Genomic DNA, 23,450 nt, shown 5'->3' on the forward strand with positions numbered 1-23,450 from the left:
GCCGAGTGTAGACAACACAGGACACATCCATGCCCAACTCGGGCACGCAATAGGAGGCACCACGGCGATGCGCCGGTTCATTCGCACCGCAGCGCAGGTCGTCGGCTGGGCTCTGGTCGCCGTCGCCCTCGGAATGTTCCTCGTCCGGCAAATCGGAGTGACCGAGATCACCTTTGTCGCGTTGGTGGTCGGGGCTCCATATCTGGGCGCGGCCTCGCTCGCCGCAGTGATCCTGTTCGCCGCTGCCCGCGCCCGCGTCGGGTCGGCAGTCGCCGTGGTGCTCAGCATCGCGGTCGTCGGAGTGCAGGTCCCGATGTTCCTGGCCGACGGGCCGAACAACTCCGGCCCCGAGCTGTCGGTGTTGACCGTCAACGTGGCACACGGGGACGCAGACGCTGCGGCCATCGTCGATGCCGTACGTGACAACGACGTCGACATCCTGGCCGTCCAGGAACTGACGCCCGAGGAAGTGACCGATCTGCAGTCGGCGGGTATCGACGAACTACTCCCATTCTCCTTCACCGCGGCTCTGCCGGTGGCCGACGGCACCGGCCTGTGGAGTCGCACCCCACTGACCGCGGGCACCCGTCTCGACAACTTCGGCTTCGTGCCGGTTCAGGCACGAACAACTGTCGACGGGCAGGATCTGACCCTCGTCTCGTTCCATGCGATGTCGCCGGCAACGCCCCGGCACACCGCCGAATGGGATGCCGACCTGGCCAGGATGCGGTCGATCATGGAGACCTACCAGGACACCACAATCGTTGCCGGCGACTTCAACGCCACCGACGATCACCGGCAGTTCCGAACGTTGGCGGCGTCCCCGTTCTCCGACGCGGCCGACGCAGCGGGCGCGGGCCTGTTCCGCACGTTTCCATCTGAGCGACCGCTGGCACGCCTGGATCATGTGGTGACGAGCGAGAACGTTCGTGCCCAGTCGGTCCAGCCGCTCGCGATCCCCGAGAGCGATCACCTGGCGGTTCTCGCCGTCTTACAGCTGCCCTGAGCCGGGCCACCGCCGACGGCAGGCTAGAAGCGCGGCAACTGGAATACCGGCGGCGGCGGCAACTGGATCTGTGGCAGCTGAATCTGCGGCAGGCCGGGGATCAGCGGCGGCGGGGCGGGTGCGGGTGCAGCGGGCGGAACGTATTCCGGCTCGGAGTAGGTGCGCGCCGGGGCCTGCGCGGCCTCGGTCGTGGGCGGCACTGTGGTGGTGGGCGGCGCACTGGTGGGCGGGACCGTCGTTCTCGGCGTGGTGGGCACCGCGGTGATCGGAGCAGTCGTTTCCGCTGGAGCGCTCGTCGGCTGCGTCGAACCGCCGCCGTACCCGAGAGACAACCCGAGCGCGGCGACGGCAACGAGACCGCCCGCGACGAGTACCGCGCCGCGGACCTTTCGCTTGGAGTCGGTCGGCTTGTCGGTCACGGGTTCGGGGCTCAACCAATCCGGAGCTCCGGACAACGATGAGGGCTCGGACGCCGACTGCCGAACTCCTGGGGCCGGAGTGGCCTGACGCGGCGTGTCGGCAACCGGAGTCGCCAGCAGTGCCGCACCGCGGGCGGCGACGGATTCCGGGTCTGCGGGGGTGATGACCGGAAGGCCGATCCACGCGCTCAGAATCGACTCCACCAGCGGAATACGTGCTCCGCCGCCGATGAGGACGAGAGCGTCGACGTGTTTGGGCGACCGTCCGATGACGTCGCGCACCAATCGCGCCGAGTACTCGATCGGAACGGTCACCAGCGACTCGAACGCCTCGCGTGAGATCAGAATGACGCCACCGTCGCCCGGCAGGCACACCGCGCCACTGGTCGACAGCTGCTCCTTCGCCACGCGGCACCGCGCGGTGAACTGGCTCAGTTCCTGGTTGTCGGCAATGTCGACACCTTGCTTGGCGAGCTGGTTGTCCGAGATCAGCCGATCGAAGTCGTCACCGCTGATGTCGATGGTGCGCTCGGCGAGCAGTACCTGGCCGGTGCCGCGGTCGATGACGCTGATCGTCAACCCGGAGCTGCCGAGGTCGTAGAGCCCGATCGTGCCGAAGTGGCCCAGTTCGCCCGACGCCTCCAGGTACTGCAACGCTGCACGCGCCTCGGGCACCAGCCGATAGTTGTAGAGCCGCTGACTCGCCATCGCCTGCTGGATCTCACCGAACTGCTGCTGGTCGCGGTACGCGACTCCGGTCGCCTGCACGGGACCGCCGTCGCCCGATTGCGACAGCACGACCCCGATCGACTCGGCCGCCAACTCCTCGGCGCGATCCCAGTAGGCGTCGACGGTGTCGTGGTGAAAGCCCAGACGACCCGAATTCTGCGGGCGCACGTCAGGGCGAGCCATGCGCACCGCGCTGGCCCCCACCGACACACCGAGAACTTCGGTCATTACCCGCCTCTTGTCGATTTCCCCGTGAACACACGCCGAGACCCGATGTCACGAACCAGTCTCGATCCCCCCAAAGGCACACTGTAGCGCGTCCCGCGACCGGGCCCCAGTGGACGCGACATCTCGCGTCGACGACACCATTACAGTTGCCGCATGCGCGTTCTGTTCGTCTGCACCGGGAACATCTGCCGATCTCCGACGGCCGAGCGACTCGCTGCCGCATTCGCCCACGAAGGCGGGTTCGACCTGACCGCGAGCAGCGCCGGAACCCAGGGTTTGACCGGTCACGCGATGGACCCGACGGCCGCGATGGTGCTCACTCAGCTCGGCGGCGATCCCGACGGTTTTGTTGCCCGACGCCTCACACCCGCGATCGCGGCCGACGCGGACCTGGTCCTGACGATGACGGCGGCCCATCGCGATACCGTTCTGGCCCTGGCACCGCGGCAGATGCGTCGTACGTTCACCCTCCTCGAAGCATCCGGCCTGGCCGCTGCGTCGGGCGCGCAGTCGATCGCGGCTCTCGCGGATGCGCGGGCGGTGCATCGGGTCGACACTCTGGACGTCGGAGATCCATACCGCCGCGAGGCCTCGGAGTACGAGCTGGCCGGAGAACTGATCGCGGAGGCGTTGCCCGCGGTACTGCGGTTGACGCCGTAACGAACGTCCATCCCTCACTGCCTCGCACGCTGAGGTAACGTTCTCGCATCATTGCCGACCATCCGGGTTCGGCCACGGCGTTAGGGTCTGTGCATGCGCGACAAGGTCATCGCGTTGGCAGCAGTGGCGAGCGCGGGTGTGGCCATCGCCGTCGGATTGACCATCGGTGCTCTGGGCGGCGCGTTCGACGACACGAATCAGACGGTGCGTCCGCCCGCACTGAAGTCGGACAACCTGAGCTCGGTCGTGGCGTCGCCGAGCTCGACCATCGTCGTTGTGCCCCCGTCCCCAACGTGGCAGGTTGCGGTGCCCACCACCGCTCGTCCCACGACGACCACTCCGAGCCGTTCCGAGACGACGACGCGGAGCTCGCGTCGTACGACCGGTGCCGACCGAACGACCACGACGTCCGAGGAAGAGTCGGACGACGAGACCACCACCACGGAATCCGGTTCCGGACGCTAGCTGCTCAGCTCGGGGTCGGCAGCGCGGTGGAGTCGCCGATTCGCAACGCCGCCACCAGTTCTCGGTACAGCGAATCGGAGTTCATCAGTTCCTCGTGAGTGCCCCGAGCGCGGACAACTCCGTCCTCCATCACCAGGATCGTGTCGGCATCGAGCACGGTGGAGAGCCGGTGCGCGATGGTGACCACGGCGGCCTCGGACGCAATGGCCCGGATGACCTCGTGAATGGCCGCCTCGGTGCGACCGTCCACCTGCGCGGTGGCCTCGTCGAGCAGAAGAATCTCGGGCCGGCGAACGATGGCGCGCGCCAACGCAATTCGTTGACGCTGACCGCCGGAAACGGTCGAGCCAATCAGGTCGGTGTCCAAACCGTCGTCCAGCGCACGGATGGTCGAACCCAGGTGTACCGACTCGAGTGCCGTCCAGATGTCGGCCTCGCTGGCCTCGGGATGGCTGAACAGCAGGTTGTCTCGGATCGAACCGGGGATCACCGGCGTCTCCTGCTCCACGTAGGACAGTCGGGATCGCACCTCGTCGATGGTCAGGTGTTCGTACGAGGTACCACCGAGCCGGATCTCACCGCTCTCGGGCGTCAGGAAACGCAGGATCAACGAGAACACACTCGTCTTGCCTGCACCGGATGGGCCGACGATCGCCGTGTGCCCACGTGCCGGCACCTCGAGGTCGATACCGTGCACGGCGGGTTCTCGACCGGGTGCGTATCGCGCTGTGACGCTACGAAATTCGAGTGCGGGTGCTACGGAGTCGGTGCTCGCCGAGTGCGCCGAACCTTCCACGCCCACCTCGGTGACCAGATCGTCTATCTGGCGGATACGCGCAGCCGCCGCCATTCCGGCCTGCAACGCGGTGATGTTGGTGGCCAAGGTCTGGACCGGGCCCATCACCTGAAATGCGTACAGCAGGAACGCAATCAGACTCGACACCGCGAGCGCTCCGGTGCTGACTCGATAGCCGCCGAGACCGAGGATCCCGATGATGGCCAGTTGAACACCGCCGCCGGCGAAAGTCCACGCCAGTGCCGAGATCTTCACCGCTCGCACACTGTGCTGAGCGGAGGTGCGTGCCTCGGAGATCACCCGCTCCGATTCGCGGGTCTCGGCCCGGCTCGACTTGACGGTGCGGATTGCCCGCAACGTGCCGTCCAGAATTCCGCCCAGACGACCCACCGCTTCTTGAGACTGCCGCTGCGCCACGGCAATCGGCGGCATCAAACGTGAGAACAGGACCGCGATCGCGATGATGGCCGTCGCGATCGCACCGAGCAGAACCAGATCGAGAACTGCCATCAGAATCAGTGCGCCCACCAAACCCACGACACTGTTGACGATGTTCACCAGAGCATGCGACGTTGCCTCACGCAGCAATACGGTGTCGGACGTGACTCTGGTGACGAGCTCTCCGGTGGGCCGCGTGCCGAGACTGCCGACAGTGGCTCCGAAATATTTGCGGACGATGGACTTGCGGGCGTCGAGAACTATCCGTTCGGCCAGCACCCCCAGCACGATCCACTGGAGATACAGCACCACCGACCCCACGACGAGCAAACCCACGAGCAACAGAATCGGCTCGATCAGCGAGGCATCCATGCCGAGGCCGTCGAGCACTCCCTTCGCGACCAGGGGCGTCGCCAGAGCGGCACCTGTTCCGATCAGACCGAGGGTCATCCCGAGCGCAAGGGTGCGACTGTGCGGTCGAACGAAGTGCCACAGCACGCGAAGGTTGGGGAGAGTGATCTTCTTCTTCTCCGCTGTAGCAAGCTGAATGTCGACCATGCCACCAGTGTGCCGGAGACATCAGGTAGTTCGGGCTGCGTCCCAGATCATGTGTACCGTCGTGCCGTTCTGATCCGAGGTGACCGCCGCACTGTCGGCCAGGGCCCGCATCAGCGGGACTCCACGTCCTCGATTGGGGTCGGAGTTGTGCGACGCCCAATCCCCGCGGTCGATCACCTTCACGTCGATCCGACCTTCCGCGGCCCACAGCACGCGGATGTCGAGAGTTCCACGGTCGGCATGATCCCGATACGCGTGCTCGACGCTGTTCGCTATTGCCTCGTAGGTCGCCAACACCACGTCGTAAGCCCGATCCGGATCGACGCCCACGCTGTCCAACCACTCACCGAGCTCACGACGAATTGCCGACGCACGATCAGCGTCAGCAGGCTCGCCGGTGAACACCAGTTCTTTCATTCGCGTGCCTGCCGTCGAGATCGAACTGTCGGAACGTGAGTCGTCACCTCCGGAGAGTGTCGCCATCATGAGTCCCGTCTACCCAAAAGTTCAGGATCTACCCTTACGAAGTGCAACGAAAGCTTCGTCAACCGTTGCATAGATACCGAAGACCTCGTCCAGACCGACCAGCGTGAGTGGCCGACCGGTGGCCGGACCCTCTGCGACCACCGCGAACCCCGCCTCGCTGCCGAGTTGCTGATGGGTGGACGCCAGCAGAGACATGCCGGCGGACGCGAGAAATCCCACGTTGCTGAGATCGATCACCACCGCCGTCGGCGACTTCTCGAGCACGAGAGCAACCGACTCGGACAAGTCGGGAGCAGTCACCAGATCCAGTTCACCGGACACGGCCAGAACCACATCCCGATCACGCCATTCCACGATCACATCGAAGTGCTGGGGCCCGAGGCCCATGTCGTCCACAGTCACACGGCGACTTTACCCTGGCACACCCCGGCCCACTTTCTTCCGATCGGCCGAGTGGCTCGACTCCCATTAGGCTCGCTTCGGTGATCGAGGGACTGCAGGGATCGGACCGTCGTCGATCGATCGGTGAGTACCTCGCGGTCACCGTCGGCGGTGCGGTCGGTGCGGCCATGCGGTACGAGGTCTGGACGTGGCGAGTCACGCCGCGATGGCTGTTGATGAGCACGTTCGGCGTCGATGTGTTCGGCTGCCTCGTCGTCGGGGCCGCCCTGGGTTATCTGTCGGGACGATCGGCCCCGATTGCCCGCGCGGGAGTGTTCGGGCTGGCATGCGGGTTCACCACATTCAGCCTGTACGCGCTGCAGGCGGTGACGCACCGCGGTGCATGGAACTCGGTGGTGTACCTCGTGGCCACACCTGTCATTGCGTTGATCGCCATGGCCATCGGTGCCGCTGTAACAAGACCGAGCAGCCGATGACAACCATCCTTCTCGTGGCCGTCGGGGGCGCGCTGGCGGCACTTCTCCAGTTCGTGTTCTCGTTCGCGATCACATCTCGCCGCAGGTTGTCCGCGCTGAATCTCATGGCGTGCGCAGCGCTGGGGTTGGTGTTCGCAATCGATCCACCGGACGCTCTCCGATCTGTGGTCGGTGTCGGCTTCCTGGCCTCGGTGGCTCCGATGGCGGCATTGGCATCGGTCACGATCGGACTCGCCCGACAGCGGCGGTATCGGAGCGCGGCAACCTTTTTCGCCGCCAATGTCGTGGGAGGGATTGCAGCGGCGATGTTCGGATTCCTGGCCTGGAAGTCGGGCGTCACGCTCTACTACAAGATCGTCTGAGCCCCCCCGGGGTCAGTCGCTCGCCGCGTCCTGGCACGACCCCTGCACACCGGCCTTGACGAATCCTGCAATTTGGTAGAGGTACGTGAACTCCCACTCGACGAGGGAGAAGTCGTAGGCGCGTGGCGTCGGACGCATCGTGACGGTGCCGTCGAAGCACTGGTCGAAGATGTACCGGGCGCGGGGCAGGTGGTAGCGCCACGTGACGACGATGACGTGGTTCCACCCGCGCTCGCGGGCAAGCTCCTCGGTGAACATCGCTTCTCCGCGCGTGGTCGACGGAGTCGGCGGAATGCACAGCACCTCGAACTCGGTCGTGGATGCCGCGCAGGCCTTCTTCATGGTCGGGTCGGCGGATCCGTACGGGTCCGAGAGCACCACCGTCTTCGCCAGACCCTGCTGGGCAAGAGAAATGCCGTAGGCCTCGCGGCCGTCGTGCTCGCCGCCGAGTACCACGATGGCATCGGCGGTGGTCAGCGGATCGACGCGGGCTTTGGTGAACGCGACGTATCCGCCGACGCCCACCAGCGATACCAGGACAACCGGGATCGCGAAGGCGAGAAGCATCGACAAGCGGCCACGGAACACCTCACCAGGTTAGGGAAGGTGCTCCGTGTGCGCGCGGTCAGAGACTCGAATCACTCACTCGGCTGCGGGACGGTCACGTTGCAATCGGTGACCTCGGGGTTGACCCCGAAGTAGTTGAGCGGTCCCGCGACAACGGTCAGGGCGATGGTGCCCGCGCCTGCGCAGTTGTCGGGTGCGCTCTCGAAATCTCCACGCTGGTACGACGCGAATGCGCCGATGATCAGCCAGACGAGAACGATCAACGTTACGAACCTCATGGTGCCCCCTTAGGCGGTCAGCCGCCGTTCGGCTGTCGGGAGCCAGGTATGTCCGATTGTCGCAGTCTTCAAACCATTCACTCTTTCTGCTTGGACAGCGTCTGTGACAGATAGTCGCCCAGCGCTTGTTCCTGAACACGATCCAGGGCGCGAGCCAGTTCTGCCTGCGCAGATTTCATCGCCAGGCTGCGCATCTTCTCGAACATCTCGGTCGTCTCGGCCACCTCCCCCGACTTGGGGAGCCAACCCGGCCCGTATTTCGCGGCCAGGTGGTCGGTCACGCTCCGCACCATCGACTCCGCAATGGCGTTCATCTTCGAGGCAGTCCGCTCGTGCTGGTCGAGTAGTTGTTCGAGGGTAAAACCGTACTGGCTCAGATCGACGAACACCTCGAGGAGGGTGGGGTCGAGGATCTCGGCCTGATCCCCGTCGATCCTGATCAGCTTCGCCTCGATCAGTCGGGCAACGATGTTGTCGTTGTCCTCGCCGAGAAATTGAGCGATCAAGTCGACGGGAATGATCGTGGTCTCGGCCGACGACCACTTGCGAGTCACGATTTCCTGCAGGCCCAGGATTTCTTCCAGGTCCTTGCCCTGCTCCCAGCCCGAGAGGAAGTCGGCGATGTGCGCCGAGGTGAAACCCCGCTGGAGCAGCGAGTCGATGACCTTCAACCGCGTCAGGTGATCGTCACCGTAGATACCGACTCGTCCTCGGAGGGTGGGCGGCGGCAGCAGTCCGCGTTCCTGATACGCCCGCACGTTGCGAGTGGTCGTCTTGGCCTCTCGAGCCAAGTCGTCGATTCGATATTCCACCGAGCTCCCTACCTCCGCCGCGCGTCGACCCTCAGGATATACGTCGACCACGCGGCGGAAGGAAGATCCGAATCCGAACGTCATCGCATCGACAAGCATGCTGTCGATGCGATTCAGGAGTGGGCGACGGCCCGGGCCGGTTCCCGCGGCAGGTCGACGCGGCGCGGGACCATGGTGAAGTCGCCCTGTTCGACACCTCGGAGTTGGTTGACGTACTGGGTGGCGAAACCCGGGAACATGGTGGCGTTGAAGCCGTCCTCAGTGAGATACCAACTGCTGCAACCGGAATTCCAGGTTGTCTTGGCCAGTTTGCGCTGCATATCCTCGTTGTAGGCATCCTGGACGTCCTGGCGCACATCGGCGCTGTGCAGATCTCCGTCGAGTACCAGAGAGATCGCCTCGACTATGTAGTCGATCTGCGCCTCCATGTACACCAGTGCAGAGCTGTGTCCAGGCCCCGAGTTGGGACCGAAAGTGAAGTACATGTTCGGATACCCCGATACTGCAATGCTTTTGTACGCCTTGGCCCCTGCGCTCCATTCGTCGGCCAGCACGCGGCTGTCGCGTCCGGTGATCGGAATGGGGGTCCCGGTGTTGGACACGTCGAACCCGGTAGCGAAGACGATGGCGTCGAACTGATGCTCGATGCCTTCCACGGTTCGAATGCCCTTGGGCGAGAGCGTCGCGATCGGCCACGTCACCAACGTGCAGTTGGGCTTCTGCAGGGCCGGGTAGTAGTCGCTGGTCATCAGCAGCCGCTTGCAGCCGGCCCGGAACCGGGGTGTCAGCTGTCGCCGCAGCCACGGATCGCGAACCTGCTGACGCAGATGCGCGCGTCCGACCAGCTCGACGATACGCGTCAACGGGGTCTTCCACACGACACCGAGGGCAACGGACTCGTGCCCCCAGAACCACAGCGAACGCGCCAGGGTCTGCGTCTGCGGGTACCGGGCGTATCGACGCTTGGTGCCTGCCTGCACCTTTCGATTGATTCTGGGCAGCGTCCAACCCGGCGTGCGTTGGAATACCTTGACCGTATCGGCGATCTTCACCAGTTCGGGAACGATCTGCACCGCGCTCGCCCCGGTTCCCACGACCGCGATCTTCTTACCCTCGAAGTCGTAGTCGTGATCCCACCGAGCACTGTGGATCTTGTGCCCCTCGTAGGTGTCGATGCCGCGAATGTTCGGCAGGCTCGCATTGGCAAGTGGACCCGACGCCATCACCACCGTGCGCGCCCGAACATCGGCACGCCCGTCGATGCTCACGTGCCAATGCCCGGCCGCCTCGTTCCAAATGATGTCGACGACGTTGTGTCCGAATCGAATACGCGATTCTATGTCGAACTCACCCACCATCGTGTGGATGTAGTCGAGAATCTCACCGCTACCGGAGTAGGTGTGCGACCAGTTGGGATTGGGCGCGAAACTGTACGAATACAACCGCGACGGTATGTCGCAGGCTGCGCCCGGGTAAGTATTGTCGCGCCAGGTTCCGCCGACGGCGCTGCCGCGTTCGAGGATGGCGAAGTTCTCGATTCCACTGTTGCGCAGTCGAATAGCGGTACCGATTCCAGCGAATCCCGCACCGACGATCACGGCGTCGAGTACACCTTCGCGCACATCGAACTCGCTCATGCGACGGGCTCGTAGGTCAGTTCCTTGGCCCAGGTGGGCTCGGAATTGAGAGTCTTGGTCGGGTACCGGCGAGTGAGCTTCACCAGACCGTCTGCAAGGCGGTGGTATGGATGTTTGCGGTTGATGACGATGCTGCTGTGCCACTGCACAAATCGATACATCGGCACGCGGAGCGCCTCGGGGCTACGCTCCCCCACACTGCGGAATCGCTTCATCGCGGTGTAGAGCCGCTCCTCGTCGACACCCATCTCGACGATGTTGTCGCGCATCTTGTTCAGCAGGGGGATGTATCGCAGCAATCCGACGATGAGGGCCGGGTTCATCCAAGCACCGATGGTCTCGACCACGAGCTTGCGCATCCGGGAATGCCCGAGCAATTCGATGACCGCGAAATCGACCGCCAGATGGCGAGATTCGTCGGAGTTGATCTTCTTGAACACGGCCTGACACACCGGATCGTCGATCTCGTCCATGATGAACTTCACCAGCGCGCCGTCCAGCGCCACCTCGAGCATCGGTATGACGGTGCCCAGCACGGTCAGAGACAGCCCGTCGGAATGCTTGTCCAGCCAGTCGATGACGAGCTTGACGTTGACGTTCGGCTCGGGCATCTGGTCACCGTCGAGCATGCCCCAACGCCGCATGAGCGCGAGCTCGGCGTTGGCGTGCTTCTGCTCTTCCGCGTGGAAGTAGCGATAGATCTCTGCCAGCGTCTCGTTCGGAGCCTTGAGCGCCATCGCCGCGAAGCCGCGAGCGCCCACGTTCTCGATCCACATCAGATCGGACATGAAGGGCTTGAGCTTGGCGTGCAGTTCGGGGCTGATGGTCTCGGCTCCAGGGCCGTCCCAATCGATGTCCGCCAATGCCCACTGACGGTCCTTGATCTTGGTCAACATGTCTTCGAAATCCATTGCCATGTCAGGCTCCTGTTGTTGTCGAGGTGAGGGATTCGTTCTTCGCCTGCTGCTGCTCGGCGGGCATCACACGATTGAGCAATCCGAGAAAGCGCACATACACCGCCGGCAGCAGTCTCTTGAATCGCCAGACGGCTTTGGCGTCGAACTGGGGCACGACGTAGAGCCGGCCCCGGTCGAAGGCATCGAGCGTTCGGGCAGCGATCTTGTCGGGCGACCGTCCGGTCCAGCGCATCGCGAACTCGGCCAGTCGGGACGAACTCGCGGTGATCCGGCCGTCGACGGCGACGTTGGTCTTGACGAACGTGGGACACAGGACCGACACCCGCACACCGGTACCCGAAAATTCCGCCGCCATCGTTTCCGACAGGCTCATCACTGCAGCCTTGCCGACGTTGTACGGACCCATCAGCGGCGCAGCGGCAAAGCCGGCGGCGGACGCGACGTTGATGATTCCGCCCTCACCGGCGGCTCGAAGAGCAGGCGTGAACACCTCGCAGCCGTGGATCACGCCCCAGAGGTTGATTCCCAGGGCCCAGTTCCAGTCTTCGAAACCGATGTTGCCGACGGGCTTTCCGCCGATTCCGACGCCTGCGTTGTTGATGAGCACCGTAGTGGGTCCGTCGAATTCGATGCCGGCACGCAGCGCCAGTTCCTCGACGTTCTCGCGTACCGACACATCGCACTCGACGGCGTATCCGGTGCCGCCGAGAGCGTTCACCATCGCGACGGTCTCCTGCGCTCGCGGCAACGAGATGTCGGCGCACATGACGGCTCCTCCACGTCGAGCCAGTTCGAGTGCGAACGCCCGGCCGATGCCACTGCCGGCGCCGGTCACTACCGCTCTCGACCCGTACGAGGGTTTCCCGTTCTTGCTTCTCATCGACTTACCTGTTCCTTCGGCTCGTGTTGTACAACAGTGGTTTCGAGCGCACGGTCGATGAACTCGGCTGCATGCTCGAGTGCATGCTCGGCCTCGGGTATCAACCTCGGGAGAGCCTGGAACACGTGCATCTGATCGGGCCAGATTTCGAGTTCGCTCTGTCCGCCGGCCGCCTCGATCATGGAGTGCAGGTGCCGCGCGTCGCCCCGGAGCATCTCGGCTCCGCCCACCTGGATGAGGGTGGGTGGCAGGTCGCGGACCAGTGCGAGATCGAGCCGCAGACGCGGGAGATTCACATCGTGGCCGTCGGTGTACAGCGCCACGAGTCCTCGCGCTGCCTTCGCCGAAATCATCGGATCCTTGCGCGTGCGCTCCATCCGCGCCGAGAGCTCGAAGTCGAGATCGATCAACGGCGAGAACAGCACCATCGCTCCCGGTTGCGGGGTCCCGGTTCGGTCGTTCTCGATGATCAGGTCGGCAGCCAGGTGTCCGCCGGCGGAGTCCCCGGCGATGACGATGTTCGCTGCGTCGTACCCCTGGCCCAGTAGCCAGCGGTACGCGGCTTCGAGGTCGTCGGCTGCGGCGGGAAACGGGTGTTCCGGGGCGAGCCGGTAGTCGACCGTGAACACCGGCAGGCTCGTGGACCTGGACAATCGTGCGGCCAGACCACGATGCGTCCGCGCCGAGCAGATGACGTATGCACTGCCGTGGATGTAGAGAATCACGCGTGGCCCCGTCGACAGGCCGGGTGCTCGCACCCACTCACCGCGCACCGGGCCTTCGGCCACGAGGTCCACTGCCGTTCCCTTCGGGACCGGACCGCACAGGTTCATCGAGGTGGCGACGAGGCGTCGGGAGAACTCGATGCCGCCGCGGGAGGTCGGCAGCAGGTTCGTCACCGGACGCAGAATCAGCCGAGTCATCAAGGCAGCGAGACGAGTTCGCCGGGAGCCGGCGCTGAATGCGCCGTACGGCAGGTGGTCGTCGTTGGTGGTCGAGGTCACGTCATCACTGTCACCCGCTATTCGCCATTTGTCAATGGCCTATTAATTAGTGGCAGAGTGTGTAACAGTGACGACCAGCACCATGAGCGCAGAGGAGCGAGTACACGTGACGATGTTCAGGAGCGCACCATCGGCGGACCCCGATACGTCTGCCGCCGGTCCCGAGGACAGGATCTTCGAGTTGGAGATCGCCGAGGTGACCTACGAAATCGACGACGCTGTCTCTCTCGGTTTCGCGGTCCCCGAGCACCGCGAAGCCCAGTTTCGGTACGAGCCGGGGCAATTTCTCACCCTGGAGATCCCATGCACCGACGGCGGCTCGGTCGCCCGTTGCTACTCCTTCTCCAGTTCCCCGGCCCGTGACGCACTTCCCACGGTGACCGTGAAGCGAATCCAGGGCGGTCGTGCATCACACTGGTTGCACGACAATGCCGTTCGCGGTATGCGACTGAAGGCCCTGAAGCCGTCGGGCATGTTCGGACCCGAGAGCTGGGACGTGGACTTTGTCCTCATGGCCGCCGGCAGCGGGATCACCCCGATCATGTCGATCATCAAAACCGCCCTGTTCCGGCACGACAATCGGATCACCCTCCTCTACGCCAACCAGAACCGCGACTCGGTGATCTTCGGGGAGCAACTGACCGAATTACAGTCTCGTTTTCCCGATCGTCTCGAGGTGCACCACTGGTACGCGTCGGACTCGGGTCTACCCACCGCTGCCGGACTGGCATCGATGGGTGCAACGGTTCCGGCCGAATGCGAAGCCTTCTTGTGCGGCCCTCCGCAGTACATGAACGTCGCCGAGGAGTGGCTCACCCGCACCGGCACGACGGCGCGCCGAACTCATCGAGAGGTGTTCTCCTCCTTCGACTCCAATCCGTTTCGGACCGCCGACACCGCGTTGCCTCACGAGACGGATACGAATTCCGTCACCGCTCAGGTCGAGATCGACGGAATCGACACCGAGTTCACCTGGAACGCGGACACGAAGCTGCTCGACCGGCTCCTCGAGCTCGGTCTCGATCCGCCGTACGTGTGCCGCGAAGGAACCTGCGGCGGGTGTGCCTACACGCTCACCGAAGGCACCGTGACGATGCTCGCGAACGAGACTCTCGATGAGCACGAACTGAAGCACGGCGTCCGATTGGCCTGCCAGTCCGTGCCCGATTCGACGACGGTTCGAGCGGTGTTCGACCGCTGATGCCGGAGGGGGACGCTCAGCCCTCGAGCGTCAACGAGTGGGGTTTCGACGTGAACGTTGCTGCGGATCCCGCCGCGCGCGCTATGCCCGCAATTCCGCCCCAGACCATCATGGTGAGGTAGTCGACGAGTTCGTCGGCCGTCATGGTTCGTTCGAAGATCCACCAGTGTGATGCCAACCTGACCGCACCGATCATGGCGAAGGCGATGGGTATCGAGCCGGCCGTCGAGAACTCGCGCTCTCGAAATCTGTCGGCGATGACGGTCCCCAGCAAGTCTGCGATCAGTTCCTCCGCCGCGGTGACGATGTCCTGGTTACCGCCAACGGCATTGTTGGCGTGGACGTAGATGTAGATATCGGGATCGGTGGCGACCGTCGTGACGTAGGCAGCGATCACTGCGCGGGTGAGGTGATATTCGTCGAGATCTTCGGAGATCGCGTCCCGGATCCGCGGCACCAGCGCGGTCTCGACGTATCGAGCCATCGCAGCGTCGGCGAGACCCTTCTTGTCCGCGAAGTGTTTGTACAGAACGGTTTTCGAGACGCCGTTCGCTGCGGCGATGGCATCCATGCCCACGTCGTGGCCATGCTCACGAATCGCTGCCAGCGTTCGATCGAGCAGTTCACGTCGCCGGGTGATTCTGTGATCGCGCCACCGGTCGCTTCGCCCGTCGACCTTGACCGCCGTGCTCATGCCGTCTGGGGTACCGCTCGTGATCCCCTCAGCAGAATCGACGCCACCAGCTCGGGATCGTCCGACATCGGGACGTGCCCGAGCCCCGGGTAGGTCGTCACGTCGGCCTGCGGAAAGGTTCGACGAACCAGGGGTGCCTGATACACCGGCAGAACCAAGTCACGACGGCCCCAGGCTACGGTGACGGGAACGGTCTCATCGACCGGAATACTGAAGCGCGGCACTGCATTTCCGGCTGCGTCGATCGCGCGGTTGGTGGTGATGCTGAGTGCGTCGATCGTGGCCGTCGCCGCGGGAACTCGCCACGGCTTGGCATAGAACACGCCGTTGGCGATCGTGCGTCCGACCACCGAACGCATGATTGTGGGCGCGATCGGATTGATGACTCGCGACAGGGCCCGCAGCAGACGAAACACCAGCAGCGCCCGCGTCTGATCCCAGCGGCCGCGGAAGAAGCCGGCCGGCGAGAGTGCGGTGGCCGAGGCAACCGACCCGCGGGCGGCGAGTTCGAGTGCGAAGTATCCGCCCAACGAATTCCCGGCCACGTGCGGCTTCTCTCCATCCACCGCCACGTACTCGAGGAACCGCTCCAGTTCGGCCACGATCCACGGCCCGAGGTCGAACTCTTCGGTGGGGAGCTCCGGTGAATCGCCGTGGCCGGGCAGATCCACCGTCACCACTCGCCGGTGCCGTGCCAATGTGTCGACGACGCTGTCCCATGCATGTTGCCGGTGCACGATGCCGTGAATGAGTACCAACGTGGGGCCCTCACCCCGGATCGTGTGAGCCAGGGTCAGTCCATCGATGTCCGAAGTCACTGCATACCAATCTTTCTCGGCCGGATGCTGCGGACGTTCGTGACATGCGATCCCACAACACCCGTGTTCGTCGCTCGGCCGAACGTCATCGATTCCGTCAGATCGTCGAAACGTGCGTCGATTCTGTCCAGAATATAGTTCTGGCGCACCGACCACGGGCGTTCGGTCCCCGATTTCGGTAGCTCGTTCAGAGACCGCGTGACGTAACCGGCGGCCAGATCGACGACCGGACGGGAGTCGACAGCCTTGCCCTGCCGGTCCGGGATCGCATGGGTGTAGCCGTGAGAGCGCATGTACACGAGCAGTTTTGCCACTGCCTGGGCCGTCATGTCGGCCTTGAGCGTCCACGATGCATTCGTGTAGCCGATGCACCAGGCGACGTTGGGCACGTCTTCGAGCATGTGGCCCTTGTAGACGAACTTGTCGTGCGCCTCGAACGGCTTTCCGTCCAGCGAGAGCTCGATGCCGCCGAATGCCTGCAGGTTCAAGCCCGTTGCGGTGACGATGATGTCGGCGGGGATTTCGTCGCCCGATTCCAGCAGGATGCCGTCGGCGGTCACCCTGGCGATTCGGTCGGTCACCACGGTCGCGCGACCGGAGCGGATGGCCTTGAAGAGATCACCGTCCGGCACCACGCACAGACGCTGATCCCACGGGGCGTAGGTCGGGTTGAAGTGCTTGTCGACGTCGTACCCCTGCGGCAGCTGAGCCTTCGTCATCGCGCGGAAGACCCTGCGGGCAGTTTTCGGCGCGCGTCGACACAGTTGATACGAGCCGACCATCAACAGCGCATTGCGCCACCGCAGCGCACTGTGCGCAAGAGCGTCCGGTAGCACGCGCTGAGTGATCGTGGTGAACGGATCGGTCATAGGTAGTGATGCGATATAGGTCGGCGAACGCTGCAGCATCGTCACCGACGCGGCGTCGGCCGCAAGTGTCGGCACCAATGTGATTGCGGTTGCGCCACTCCCGATCACGACGACCCGTTTGCCGGAGTGGTCGAGATCCTCGGGCCACTGCTGCGGGTGCACCACCCGGCCGGTGAACTCGTCCACCCCGGGAAAGTCGGGGGTGTACCCACCCGAGTAGTCGAAATAGCCGGTGCACAGGAATACGAAACGGCTGCGGTAGGTCTTCGGAACGCCGTCCGACACCGTCTCGACAGTCCACAGATCCGTCGACGAATCCCAGTTCGCTGACCTGACCGAAGTCGAGAAGTGTGTGTGTTCGTCGATTCCGTTTCCGTAGACGGTATCGGCGATGTAGTTGCGGATGTCCTCACCATGAGCGAGCAGCGTGTCTCCCCGCCAAGGCGTGTGCGGGAAAGAAAAGGTGAAAATATCGCTGTCCGAACGTATTCCGGGGTACCGGAACAGATCCCAGGTTCCGCCTGGTCGCTCACGACCTTCGAGGATCGCATAGCTCAGCTCCGGTGCCATCTCCTGCAGTCGATACGCCGCGCCGACGCCCGATATGCCGGCACCGATGATGAGAACGTCCTCGAAATTTTCGGTCGAACCGTCGACCTCTGGCCATCGACCCGGACTTGCCGTCACGTCACGCCTCGCTGTCTCCCCGAGCACCTTCGCGATTCGACCGATCGAGCAGACAACCGCGACCTACATCACACAATGTGCCATTGACGGATGGCTATGTCAATGGCACTGTTCACGACAACCCGAAGACAGGAACTGCCATGAACCACATGCCCAACCGCGGACGCACCGCCATCGCGCTCGGAACCAGTACCCGATGACTCCCGTGGTGGTCGGGGCCGCAGGAGTCATCGCCCTGATCTTGCTCACCTCGCGCGGTTCCGGCTTGGACTTCGACCGACGTTCGGTCTCGATGGCCTACACGTCGGGAACAGCGCGCGCGCCCCGCCGAACGCGCTGGCTCCGCTCGAAGACATAGACGTCCGTCGGCCACCTGGGATGCCCACGAGCAGGGGAAGCGAAGTCGGCCTCGATTCTGCCCGCCGATAGTGACCCGAAACACGCCCCGTCGGACGTATGTTTCGGAGCGTCGATTTCGACTCATACCTATCGGCGTCGTCCGCGACGCCCCAGCTCCGGGTTTGCCGGAGATCACCGACACGAAAGAGGTACGCACCGATGGCCGACTTCATCGACAAGGCTCAGCACAAGGCAGAAGAACTGGCCGGGACTGCGAAGGAGAAGGTCGGCGAGGCCACCGGTGACGACAGCCTCCGCGCCGAGGGTGCAACGGATCAGGCCAAGGCCAACACCCACCAGGCTGCAGACTCCGTGTCCGACGCAGCCGAGAACGTTGCCGACACCGCAGCCGACGCCGCCAAGGAAGCCAAGCACGCAGCCTCCGATGCGGCAGACAAAGCCGCCGACGTGGCAGAAGATGTCAAGAACACCGTCAAGGACAAGGTTCAGAACGTCGATGTCGACGACGTGAAGGAGAAGGCGTCCCAGGTCGCCGACAAGGCAGCCGACAAGGCCTCCGCCGTCGCCGACGACGTGAAGAACACGGTTCGCAACATCGACAGCGACGATGTCGCCCAGGCCGCGAAGGTCGGCACTCCGGTCATCGCCGCCATCGCAGCCACAGCGGGTGCCGTCGCGTTCGTACTGATCCGTCGTCGCAACCGTCGCCGCAGCGCCGCGCACCTGTTCGTTCCGTCGAAGCGCACCACCCGCAAGCTTGCCAAGAAGGCACGTAAGCACAGCTTCTGAAGGTAATTGCGTACAAGCCCCGCCTCGTTCGAGGCGGGGCTTTTCGCGTCACTAGAGCGGCTTGAGCGCCCGGCTGGGCACCCAATGCGTGACGGTTTCACTGCGGTCGCGTGACATCAGCTCGTACGTGACTCGGCCCAGCCAGTCGCCGTCGACGGTGATGGACCATTCGACCAGATCGCCGGGCACCACGCGTCGAACATCGAATCCTTCGGGGTTGAACTTCGACGCGTGGTGTGGCGGTAGTGGGTAGAGGATGTTCAGGTCGATCCACACCTTCAGTGGTGGTCGGAGCAACTTGAAGGGGCGCACGGCGGACGCCGGTCGAGGTTGTGCGCGCCGTGCCATCGTTCGATCATACGTTCGATTACCGCCACGATCCACACGCCCGGAAACGAACTACGGCCCCTCGCACATGATGTGCGAGGGGCCGTTGTCCTGCTCTACGAGGATCAGATGCCGAGCGATCCCGCCAGGAACGGCCAGGACTTGTGCAGGTCGTCCTGCCAGTAGCCCCAGGAGTGATTGCCCACCGGACGGAAGTCGACGGTTGCCGGAATTCCGAGCTGGTCCAGACGCTTCGCCAGGTTGGACGTGCAGAAGTTGGTGGCCACCTCGATACCGCCACCGACGATGACCTGGTTGGCGAGAGTCGCCGGGTCGTTGTCCAAGCGCGGGTTGGCGTAGGTGTCGTTCGGAATGCCGGGCAGTCCGCTGCCGGTGCTCATGTAGATCTGCGTGCCGCGGAGCTTCTCTGCGTTGAGCAGTGGGTCGTTCTCGCGCCACACCGGCCCGTCGAGCGGTCCCCACATGTTCTCGACGTTGCCGCCGCCGTACGTCTCGACGACGAGCTTGACGAACTGCTGTCCGATCGGGTCCGACGTCTGTGCGCAGCCACTGTATGCCGCGACGCCGGTGAACTTGCCCGGGTACTTGATCGCGATGTTGAGGACCGAGGTACCCGTCATGGACAGCGCAGCAAGCGACTGGCGACCGTTGGTGTCGAACTGCGCGTCGATCAGTGGGGGAAGTTCCTCACCGAGGAAGGTGCTCCACTTGTTGCTGCCGAGCTTCGGATCGTCCTGCAGCCAGTCGGTGTAGTACGACCACTTGCCCTTCTGCGGGGTCACGATGTACGCGTTCTTGTCCGAGAAGAAAGCCTCGGCGTCGGTCTGTGACTGCCACGAAGCGGCATCCTCGCCGCCGCCTGCACCGTTGAGCAGGTACAGCACCGGACGCGACACACTCTCGTCGGCAGGCCGCTGCACCGTGACGGGAATGGTGCGGTTCATCGACGCGGAGAACACCTGCAACTGAACCTGGCGGTTGTCGAGGGTGTTCACCGACTCGATGCGGGATCCGTTGCTCGACTGGGTCGTCGCGGCGGGCAGCTCGTCCGCGGACGCGACGGGCGTCATCAGCGCGGTCGGAAGAATCGCCACTGCGAGAGCGACGGCCGTAGCCGAACCGATTCGCCGGAAGCCGTGTCGTCGAGATCGTGGCACGCTGTTTCACCTTTTCGTCGAGTTACACCGGTCGAGTTTCTACATCGGCCGAAGATGAGGTGACGTTACCTCGAGCAAACGGCACAAGCGTTATGGACCGGACGAATCCGAGACTCGATCGTGATGCTCGCGGTGTCGGACGGCGACGAGGCAACCCACGACAACGAGCACCGCGACCACCACGCCGACCGGTAGCGGCGAGTACAACCAGACGATGGGCCGCACGTAATCGTCGGGTGTCCCGTCCGACCAACCGAATACGCGCGGCGGTACCGGAGCCGACACCGAGAACAACGTCACCGCGAACGGAACCAGCGGCGTGATGGTCGACGCCACCGTGCGCGACGGTTGCATCGACCCCACGATCAGACCGAGGGCGACGGGGTAGAGCGCACAATAGGCAACCGTTCCAACGATATTGACCGCATCGTCGCCGGCCGGAATCAGACCGGTCGCAGTCACTGCGGCCAGCATCCCGAGCGCTACCGTCGACGAGGCGCGCCGCAAGCCCAACCACACTGACGCGACGAACAGCACCACGGCGAGCGCAAACACCCACCAGGACGCGTCGGACCATCCCAGGGCACTCACGCCCGACGCTGCAATCGCCAACCCGGACAGCAGGTATCGACCGTCTCGACCGTCGAGGCTGCGTGCTGTTCCGTAGGCCAGGAAGACGACGATCGAGACGGCGAAGATCCACATTCCTACCGTCGACGTCGTATTGCCCGAGTAGGTGTAGACAACCAGGCAGGCGAACGCGAGCACGAGGACGGCCACGGCGTCCGACCCCTCGAAATCGTGCAGTGGTGTCCGTCGAGCAGCGACGGCCAGCAGCAACGTCAGGACGACAAGAACGAGCAGGGGGACGGTGGATTCCACGTACATCGGCCCCAGGCTCTCCATCCACCTTCCTTCACGCGGTGCGCGTAGAGCCGAGATCGCGTAGTAGAACTGCATCGAACACAGCAGTCCGACGGCGAGACCAGCGGCCGGGATCCGTCTCCCTGCCGCGATGTGCCCGCACACCCCCACCAGAACACCTGCGCCGATCGCGTTGGTGGTGACCGCTTGATTGGCGGCGATCGGCGCGAACGACGGCAGCGCGACGATCACCGAACCGAGCACGATCGTCACCACGGTCGAGATCCGGGAGCGTCGAGAGTGCAGAACGGCCAGCGCGATCACGGCCGACATGACGGCGATCGTTCCTGCCCACTGCGGGGTGACGAATGCCGCGTACCAGTACCCTGTCGACTCGATGTGGGACGAGTCGTGGCCGAGGGACTCGCGAATCGAAAAACCGGCCACGAATCCGCCACTTGTTGTGGCCGATACGGGCCAGACACGATCCATCGCAGTCATGATTGTCAATGTAGAGGTGCTTTCTCGATGCACGTATCTGTGGTCTATTGGGTGCCCGCCCCGCGAAGGAGTCGATCGAGATGTTTCGTCGCACAGCCGTTGTTGCTTGCGTCATTGCAGGTGCCGCCGCCCTCGGAATGGGTACCGCCAACGCCGACGAGTGGCCGACTCCGCCGTCGTATCCGAGCCCGACGGCTCCGCAGGACGTCACCGGATTCCTCACGCCTCAGGATCCGGACTACTGGAATCCGTTCGTCAGCAAGAACCGATTGACGTCCCCGTACGGAAACAGCACCCGCATCGTGTGCACCGGATTCCACGGGGTGCTGCTCGAATGCTGGCAAGCCGACTCGAACGGCAACCCACACAAGCTGATTCCGCTGAACATGAACTACCCGGGTTCGACGGGCCAGCTGCTCCCCGGCGGCGGTCCCAGGCACTTCGTCTATCCAGGATTCATCCCCGGCATCGGCTGACCCGAGCGACACTGGCAGCAACTGATCTGAGCGTCCACTATTCGCCCTCGAAAGCGGGATTCCGTGTGAGGGTGAAAATAGTGGACGCTCAGGTCAGTTGTACGGCTTGCGCGCCGTTGCCGGGTCGCCGTAGGTGATGGCGCGTTCACGTCTGGTTCCGGTGGCCAGGGTTGCGGCCCAGTTGATCAGCGTCCCGACGCGATTGCGGTTGCCGGCCAGGAACGCGATGTGGATGACGCCCCACGACACCCAGCCCAGGAATCCCGACATCTTCAGCGGGCCGGCCTGCACCAGCGCATGTCCGCGCGCGATGTAGGCCGCGGTTCCGAGGTCTCGATACTTGAAATCCGAACGCGCAGAACCGGATACGTCGGATGCGATTGCCGCGCCCGCAGCCTTACCGCCTTGCATCGCCACTTCTGCCACTCCGGCGAGCTTGTTCAGCGACATGATGTCTCCGACGACGAAGACGTTGCGGTGTCCCGGGATCGACAGGTCGGGCTCCACAGCGATGCGTCCCGATCGATCCTGCTCCACGCCCATCGCGTCGGCGAGTTTCTTCACGAACGGAACAGCTTCGACGCCTGCGGTCCACAGCACCGTGTGAGTGTCGTAGCGAGTGACCGTCTTCGGTTCGGCCTTGGCCGTCACTTCGACGTCGGTGGCCGTGACATCGGTGACGTGAACCCCGAGATGTGTTTCCACACCGACGGTGTCCAGGGTTCGCTGCGCCTTTTTCGTCAGCGAGTCGGGGAACGATTCGAGTACGCGGTCGCCGCCGTGAAAGAGGAGCACCCGAGCTTCGGACGGGTGGATCGAATCGAACTCCTTCGCCAGCGCCCTGGTGGCAAGTTCCCGTATCTGGCCGGCAAGTTCGACGCCCGTCGGGCCTCCCCCGGCGACGGCGAACGTGAGCCACGGCCGACGCTCCTCGGCGGTGGGGAGGGATTCTGCCATCTCGAAGGCGGAGATCAACTTTCGCCGAATTGCGAGGGCGTCGTCGAGGGTCTTCATGCCCGGTGCCCACTGCACGTATTCGTCGTGTCCGTGATAGGCCTGCTGCATTCCGACCGCGACGACGAGGTAGTCGTAGGGCAGCTCGAAGGTCGACCCGTCGAATCGACTGGCCGTCACCACTCCGCCGTCGCCGACTGCGGTCACGGACGTCGCTTCGCCCAGTGCCACATAGACGTTCTTCTGTTTGCGGAGCAGGTGTCGTAGCGGACTGGCGATCGAGCCCTCGGACACCAGTCCGGTGGCGCACTGGTAGAGCAACGGCTGAAAGACGTGGGAGGTACCGCGCTCGAGCACGGTGACATCGACGTCCTCGTTACGCAGACGTCGCGCAGCGTGAAGTCCGCCGAATCCGCCGCCGAGCACCAAAACCCGTGGACGTGCCATCTGAACGTTCTCCCTCGAACCGACCTGCGGAGATGGATTCCCCGAGTGTCGAGCGTACTCGAGGCCACGCCCGCCGAAGGCAGGGACTTCCGCTGCCATCGGAGGGACTTCCGCCTCTGTCTGCGATGGGTCCGATCCAGCCATGCTCGAGGCGTATCGGCACAC

General features: G+C 64.0%; 27 protein-coding genes. 9 read left to right on the forward strand and 18 right to left on the reverse strand.

Annotation, left to right across the window (positions count from 1 at the left end; genetic code table 11):
- Window positions 1–67: 67 nt before the first annotated feature.
- Complete coding sequence (locus O4220_RS05190) at window positions 68–1,006, forward strand: endonuclease/exonuclease/phosphatase family protein (RefSeq protein WP_269602575.1); 939 nt, start codon at window positions 68–70, stop codon at window positions 1,004–1,006.
- A gap of 23 nt (window positions 1,007–1,029) precedes the next feature.
- Here the strand turns inward: O4220_RS05190 and O4220_RS05195 are convergent, their stop codons facing one another.
- On the reverse strand, window positions 1,030–2,382 hold the full coding sequence (locus tag O4220_RS05195; protein ID WP_269602576.1) for an Hsp70 family protein: 1,353 nt from the start codon (window positions 2,380–2,382) through the stop codon (window positions 1,030–1,032).
- Between the two features lie 153 nt (window positions 2,383–2,535).
- Here O4220_RS05195 and O4220_RS05200 point away from each other — a divergent pair, with 153 nt between their 5' ends.
- Together O4220_RS05200 and O4220_RS05205 are read left to right on the forward strand one after the other, a co-directional pair.
- Window positions 2,536–3,042, forward strand: a complete 507-nt coding sequence (locus O4220_RS05200) for a low molecular weight phosphatase family protein (protein ID WP_269602577.1) — start codon at window positions 2,536–2,538, stop codon at window positions 3,040–3,042.
- Between the two features lie 93 nt (window positions 3,043–3,135).
- Window positions 3,136–3,507, forward strand: a complete 372-nt coding sequence (locus O4220_RS05205; RefSeq protein ID WP_269602579.1) for a hypothetical protein — start codon at window positions 3,136–3,138, stop codon at window positions 3,505–3,507.
- A 4-nt stretch (window positions 3,508–3,511) separates the two neighbouring features.
- Here the strand turns inward: O4220_RS05205 and O4220_RS05210 are convergent, their stop codons facing one another.
- Genes O4220_RS05210 through O4220_RS05220 form a run of 3 tightly spaced genes read right to left on the reverse strand, consistent with a single transcriptional unit; the run spans window position 3,512 to window position 6,142 of the window.
- Window positions 3,512–5,299: an ABC transporter ATP-binding protein gene (locus tag O4220_RS05210; protein ID WP_269602580.1), complete on the reverse strand. Its 1,788-nt coding sequence runs from the start codon at window positions 5,297–5,299 to the stop codon at window positions 3,512–3,514.
- A gap of 21 nt (window positions 5,300–5,320) precedes the next feature.
- The gene (locus O4220_RS05215; RefSeq protein WP_269602581.1) at window positions 5,321–5,785 is read right to left on the reverse strand and encodes an ATP-binding protein; all 465 of its coding nucleotides are present in this window, start codon (window positions 5,783–5,785) and stop codon (window positions 5,321–5,323) included.
- Between the two features lie 21 nt (window positions 5,786–5,806).
- Window positions 5,807–6,142: an STAS domain-containing protein gene (locus tag O4220_RS05220; RefSeq protein ID WP_420030329.1), complete on the reverse strand. Its 336-nt coding sequence runs from the start codon at window positions 6,140–6,142 to the stop codon at window positions 5,807–5,809.
- A gap of 125 nt (window positions 6,143–6,267) precedes the next feature.
- Between O4220_RS05220 and O4220_RS05225 the strand changes: the two genes are divergently transcribed.
- Both O4220_RS05225 and O4220_RS05230 read left to right on the forward strand, forming a co-directional pair.
- Window positions 6,268–6,663, forward strand: coding sequence for a fluoride efflux transporter FluC (locus O4220_RS05225; RefSeq protein ID WP_269602582.1), 396 nt, complete (start codon window positions 6,268–6,270; stop codon window positions 6,661–6,663).
- On the forward strand, window positions 6,660–7,025 hold the full coding sequence (locus O4220_RS05230) for a CrcB family protein (RefSeq protein ID WP_269602583.1): 366 nt from the start codon (window positions 6,660–6,662) through the stop codon (window positions 7,023–7,025). Before O4220_RS05225 ends, O4220_RS05230 begins: the two co-directional genes overlap by 4 nt.
- Before the next feature lie 12 nt (window positions 7,026–7,037).
- Here the strand turns inward: O4220_RS05230 and O4220_RS05235 are convergent, their stop codons facing one another.
- The 7 genes from O4220_RS05235 to O4220_RS05265 form a co-directional block, all read right to left on the reverse strand.
- Window positions 7,038–7,613, reverse strand: a complete 576-nt coding sequence (locus O4220_RS05235) for a YdcF family protein (protein WP_420030314.1) — start codon at window positions 7,611–7,613, stop codon at window positions 7,038–7,040.
- A gap of 50 nt (window positions 7,614–7,663) precedes the next feature.
- Window positions 7,664–7,870, reverse strand: coding sequence for a hypothetical protein (locus O4220_RS05240; RefSeq protein ID WP_032376182.1), 207 nt, complete (start codon window positions 7,868–7,870; stop codon window positions 7,664–7,666).
- A gap of 77 nt (window positions 7,871–7,947) precedes the next feature.
- Complete coding sequence (locus O4220_RS05245) at window positions 7,948–8,682, reverse strand: MerR family transcriptional regulator (RefSeq protein ID WP_269602584.1); 735 nt, start codon at window positions 8,680–8,682, stop codon at window positions 7,948–7,950.
- Window positions 8,683–8,795: 113 nt separating this feature from the next.
- On the reverse strand, window positions 8,796–10,319 hold the full coding sequence (locus tag O4220_RS05250; RefSeq protein WP_269602585.1) for a flavin-containing monooxygenase: 1,524 nt from the start codon (window positions 10,317–10,319) through the stop codon (window positions 8,796–8,798).
- On the reverse strand, window positions 10,316–11,236 hold the full coding sequence (locus O4220_RS05255) for a hypothetical protein (RefSeq protein ID WP_027495608.1): 921 nt from the start codon (window positions 11,234–11,236) through the stop codon (window positions 10,316–10,318). Before O4220_RS05255 ends, O4220_RS05250 begins: the two co-directional genes overlap by 4 nt.
- A 1-nt stretch (window position 11,237) precedes the next feature.
- Window positions 11,238–12,116 (reverse strand): SDR family NAD(P)-dependent oxidoreductase, encoded by an 879-nt coding sequence (locus tag O4220_RS05260; RefSeq protein ID WP_269602588.1) that lies wholly within the window; start codon window positions 12,114–12,116, stop codon window positions 11,238–11,240.
- The gene (locus O4220_RS05265; RefSeq protein WP_269602589.1) at window positions 12,113–13,120 is read right to left on the reverse strand and encodes an alpha/beta hydrolase; all 1,008 of its coding nucleotides are present in this window, start codon (window positions 13,118–13,120) and stop codon (window positions 12,113–12,115) included. The genes O4220_RS05260 and O4220_RS05265 overlap by 4 nt, the downstream gene beginning before the upstream one ends.
- 67 nt (window positions 13,121–13,187) lie before the next feature.
- Between O4220_RS05265 and O4220_RS05270 the strand changes: the two genes are divergently transcribed.
- A complete protein-coding gene (locus O4220_RS05270; RefSeq protein WP_269602591.1) occupies window positions 13,188–14,321 on the forward strand; it encodes a ferredoxin--NADP reductase in 1,134 nt (377 codons plus the stop codon).
- A 16-nt stretch (window positions 14,322–14,337) separates the two neighbouring features.
- On the opposite strand, the gene O4220_RS05275 is transcribed toward O4220_RS05270, so the two are convergent.
- The 3 genes from O4220_RS05275 to O4220_RS05285 are packed head-to-tail and all read right to left on the reverse strand — an operon-like array spanning window position 14,338 to window position 17,389.
- Window positions 14,338–15,015: a TetR/AcrR family transcriptional regulator gene (locus tag O4220_RS05275; RefSeq protein ID WP_269602593.1), complete on the reverse strand. Its 678-nt coding sequence runs from the start codon at window positions 15,013–15,015 to the stop codon at window positions 14,338–14,340.
- Window positions 15,012–15,812, reverse strand: a complete 801-nt coding sequence (locus O4220_RS05280) for an alpha/beta fold hydrolase (protein WP_269602975.1) — start codon at window positions 15,810–15,812, stop codon at window positions 15,012–15,014. Before O4220_RS05280 ends, O4220_RS05275 begins: the two co-directional genes overlap by 4 nt.
- Window positions 15,813–15,829: 17 nt before the next feature.
- The gene (locus O4220_RS05285; protein WP_269602594.1) at window positions 15,830–17,389 is read right to left on the reverse strand and encodes a flavin-containing monooxygenase; all 1,560 of its coding nucleotides are present in this window, start codon (window positions 17,387–17,389) and stop codon (window positions 15,830–15,832) included.
- A 196-nt stretch (window positions 17,390–17,585) separates the two neighbouring features.
- On the opposite strand from O4220_RS05285, the gene O4220_RS05290 reads away from it, so the two are divergent.
- Both O4220_RS05290 and O4220_RS05295 read left to right on the forward strand, forming a co-directional pair.
- A complete protein-coding gene (locus tag O4220_RS05290) occupies window positions 17,586–17,747 on the forward strand; it encodes a hypothetical protein (RefSeq protein ID WP_269602595.1) in 162 nt (53 codons plus the stop codon).
- 200 nt (window positions 17,748–17,947) lie between these two features.
- Complete coding sequence (locus O4220_RS05295) at window positions 17,948–18,538, forward strand: CsbD family protein (protein WP_269602596.1); 591 nt, start codon at window positions 17,948–17,950, stop codon at window positions 18,536–18,538.
- Between the two features lie 51 nt (window positions 18,539–18,589).
- Here O4220_RS05295 and O4220_RS05300 read toward each other — a convergent pair whose 3' ends face one another.
- The 3 genes from O4220_RS05300 to O4220_RS05310 form a co-directional block, all read right to left on the reverse strand.
- Window positions 18,590–18,886: a hypothetical protein gene (locus O4220_RS05300; protein WP_032376174.1), complete on the reverse strand. Its 297-nt coding sequence runs from the start codon at window positions 18,884–18,886 to the stop codon at window positions 18,590–18,592.
- A 104-nt stretch (window positions 18,887–18,990) separates the two neighbouring features.
- The gene (locus tag O4220_RS05305; protein ID WP_420030330.1) at window positions 18,991–19,956 is read right to left on the reverse strand and encodes an alpha/beta hydrolase; all 966 of its coding nucleotides are present in this window, start codon (window positions 19,954–19,956) and stop codon (window positions 18,991–18,993) included.
- A 177-nt stretch (window positions 19,957–20,133) separates the two neighbouring features.
- Complete coding sequence (locus O4220_RS05310) at window positions 20,134–21,408, reverse strand: hypothetical protein (RefSeq protein WP_269602598.1); 1,275 nt, start codon at window positions 21,406–21,408, stop codon at window positions 20,134–20,136.
- An 80-nt stretch (window positions 21,409–21,488) separates the two neighbouring features.
- Here O4220_RS05310 and O4220_RS05315 point away from each other — a divergent pair, with 80 nt between their 5' ends.
- Complete coding sequence (locus tag O4220_RS05315) at window positions 21,489–21,884, forward strand: hypothetical protein (protein ID WP_269602599.1); 396 nt, start codon at window positions 21,489–21,491, stop codon at window positions 21,882–21,884.
- A 93-nt stretch (window positions 21,885–21,977) separates the two neighbouring features.
- Here the strand turns inward: O4220_RS05315 and O4220_RS05320 are convergent, their stop codons facing one another.
- Entirely contained in the window at window positions 21,978–23,285 is a 1,308-nt protein-coding gene (locus O4220_RS05320; RefSeq protein WP_269602600.1) for an NAD(P)/FAD-dependent oxidoreductase, read from the reverse strand.
- Window positions 23,286–23,450 lie beyond the last annotated feature (165 nt).

It is taken from the genome of Rhodococcus ruber (assembly GCF_027270735.1).
GTDB lineage: Bacteria > Actinomycetota > Actinomycetes > Mycobacteriales > Mycobacteriaceae > Rhodococcoides > Rhodococcoides rubrum_A.